The sequence below is a fragment of the Petrotoga sp. HWHPT.55.6.3 genome, assembly GCF_002895495.1.
Taxonomy (GTDB): domain Bacteria; phylum Thermotogota; class Thermotogae; order Petrotogales; family Petrotogaceae; genus Petrotoga; species Petrotoga mobilis.
On sequence record NZ_AZRJ01000049.1, the window covers coordinates 1 to 2,878 of the forward strand.

Consider the following 2,878-nt stretch of genomic DNA (forward strand, 5'->3'; position numbering starts at 1 on the left):
CATATTTGACAAAGAGCCTTTTTAATTTGACAAATATTTTTTTTTATAGTATAATTAACTAAATTTGAAAATCTATTAAGATATTAATTAAATTTGTTTAGGAGAAAATGGCTATGAAAATATTAAAATTATTATCAAGTTCTAATAAAGTAAATAATAATAATAACAATATACAGCGTCGGTGATTACGCTGGACATTGTTATTTTGAAAATTACCGACGCAGAAAAAATAGCGTCGGTTTTTTTATTTGTATTTTAAAAGACGATATACCGTCTTTAAAAAACACTACAGGAGGGAAAATTATGGCAGAAGTAGAGAAGCAGGATAGAAGAGTGGATTCTGTGGAGCTAGTAAAAACTTATTTGGAGGACGAGACTTACAGTGACGCGCTTTTAGTTCAATCAGAGATACTGAGATTATCGAGGGAATTTCTTGCAGAGAAGGGTTTTGTTGAAATTCTACCAGTGATTGTCTCTACGATCACCGATCCTTTAAATCACGACGTTTTTGAAGCACAAATTGATTATTACGGTAACAAATATTACGTTACTAAATCTATGATTCTGCAAAAACAAGTTAGTGTTTTGATTCATGATAAGATATTTTCATTTTCTCCAAATTTAAGGTTGGAAACAGCAGAAAAATATTCCTCTGGTAGACACTTGATTGATTTTGTTCAACTAGATATAGAAGCTAAAGAAACTAAAAGAGAAGAGATTATGGATTTGATGGAAGATTTAATAATTTATGTACTAAAAGGTATCTTGACGAAATATTCTGGTATAATAGAAAAGTATCACCCAAATTTGACTGTTCCTAAAAAGCCTTTTGAAAAAATAAGCGTAAAAAAGGCAAAAGAGCTTTACGGTGATGATTATGAAAAGATTTTATCTGAACGAGCTGAAGGACCTGTGTGGTTAATTGATATTCCGCTTTTGAACAGGGAGTTTTATGATAAACAAGATATGGATAATCCTGATGTATTGTTGGATTTTGACCTGATATATCCTGAGGGTCATGGGGAAGGCATATCTGGTGGCGAAAGAGAACACGAGTATGAGCAAATAGTGAAAAGAATCAAATTGAAAGGTAACGGGCTGGAAAGCTATGAAGATTATTTAAAATTGGCAAAAGAAGGGTTATTAAAACACTCAGCAGGCTGTGGTATAGGTATAGAAAGATTCACTAAATACATATTAGATTTGGATCATGTTGAAAAAAGTAGATTGTTTGCTAAAGCACCTGGAAAGTATACCATTTAGTTGTGTTGATTAAAAAACCTAGAAAATGTAACTCAAAGCAAGAGACGTAAATGTTGAACGTCTCTGCTTTTCCTTTCATAAAAATTAACTTATTTTTCACTGGAGGTATCTCATGAATATTAAAAGGGCAATTATTTCAGTTTATGACAAAACTAATTTAGAGGATTTAGCTAGTTTCTTATATCGCAATGGTGTCGAAATTATATGTACAGAAGGAACAAATAAATATTTACAAGAAAAGGGAATCCCTACTGTAAAAATGGCTGATTATATTGGATTTCCTGAAATTTTAGGAGGTCGTGTTAAAAGCATAGATCCAAAATTAGCCGGTGGCATTTTAGCCAAGTCTAACGATAAAAAGCATGAAGAAGATATGATTAATTACAATATAAAAAGGATAGATATGGTTGTGGGTAATTTTCCTACTTTTGAGGAAATTGCCAAAAAAACAAAGAATGAGGAAACACTTTTAGAAAATATCGATATTGGAGGCTATTCTCTTCTTAGAGCCGCAGCAAAAAACTATAAGGATGTTGTAGCATTGGCAGATCCAAAAGATTATCAAACAGTTATTGATAATTTAGAGGATTGTGGCGATGTCCCCTTACAGTTAAGAAGAAAGTTGGCATTGAAAGTTTTCTTTTCTACTTCTAAGTACGATGCAAGTATTCATAAAATTTTTTCAGAACTATTTGCAGCTGAAAAGTTTGACCATGAATTTTTTGAAATATTGGGGAACTTAAGATATGGTTCTAATCCAATGCAAGAAGCGATTCTAATGAAATTTTTAGAAAAAGATACTTTTATCAACTATTTAGAAAATTTGACCTTTCACAAAAAACCTACTTTAAGGATGTTAAAAGACATAAAATTACTTTTTCATTTGGCGAGTTTGACAAACAATGAATTTTTGGGTTTTGCGAAGAAAGGAATTTTCGTATTTGGTTATTGTGCTCCTACTCAAGAAGAGAAAAAACAATTCATTAGAATTATTAAAGAACTTAAAGGTGGGATAGTTTATAGTGACGATCCAAATATAATTTTTGAACTGAAAGATTCAAAACATGACGGAATGATGACTTCTTATAATCTTGAACAAAAAGAAGAGATAATTTCTTTTAAACCCATGGTTTTTAAGGTTAATAAGAAAGTTCTGAAACAAGAAGAAGAATATATTGTGGATAGTGATCTGGTCGTAAAGCAAAATTTCCAAGAGATTTCCTTGGATTTGTCTCCTTCAGAACAATTAGGATTTGAGGTCGCTAAAATTCATAAATCTGATACCGCTGTGTATGTTAAAAATAATCTCATTTGTTCTGGTAATCAATCTTGTTTGAACAGAGAAATCGCACTAAATGCACTCGAAAACACTTTGGAAAAGTTTGAAGTTCTTCCGAAGGAAGGGACAATTATATTTGATTCTCCTATAAATTCAGAGAAGATAACCGATATAATATTAAATTGGCAGGTTGAAAAGGTAATTGTTCCTCCAACCTTACCGGGATACGAAAAATATTTAAACGATTTAGAAGAAAAAGGAGTTACTTTGTTGGTAACACAGGGAAGGTATCATAGATATTAACATAAATTCATTAAGGGGCTTTGCCCCTTAAGA

2 protein-coding genes are annotated in these 2,878 nt (G+C 31.4%); both read left to right on the plus strand.

Annotated elements, in window-relative coordinates; all coding sequences use genetic code 11:
* Positions 1 to 303: 303 nt before the first annotated feature.
* Positions 304 to 1,263, plus strand: coding sequence for an asparagine synthetase A (locus tag X926_RS09195; protein WP_103065874.1), 960 nt, complete (start codon positions 304 to 306; stop codon positions 1,261 to 1,263).
* 112 nt (positions 1,264 to 1,375) lie between these two features.
* On the plus strand, positions 1,376 to 2,845 hold the full coding sequence (locus X926_RS09200) for a phosphoribosylaminoimidazolecarboxamide formyltransferase (protein WP_012209451.1): 1,470 nt from the start codon (positions 1,376 to 1,378) through the stop codon (positions 2,843 to 2,845).
* Positions 2,846 to 2,878 lie beyond the last annotated feature (33 nt).

Coding starts and splice junctions, on each gene's coding strand:
- X926_RS09200 (WP_012209451.1), top strand. CDS start 1,376: ATGAATATTAAAAGGGCAATTATTTCAGTTTATGACAAAACTAATTTA.
- X926_RS09195 (WP_103065874.1), top strand. CDS start 304: ATGGCAGAAGTAGAGAAGCAGGATAGAAGAGTGGATTCTGTGGAGCTA.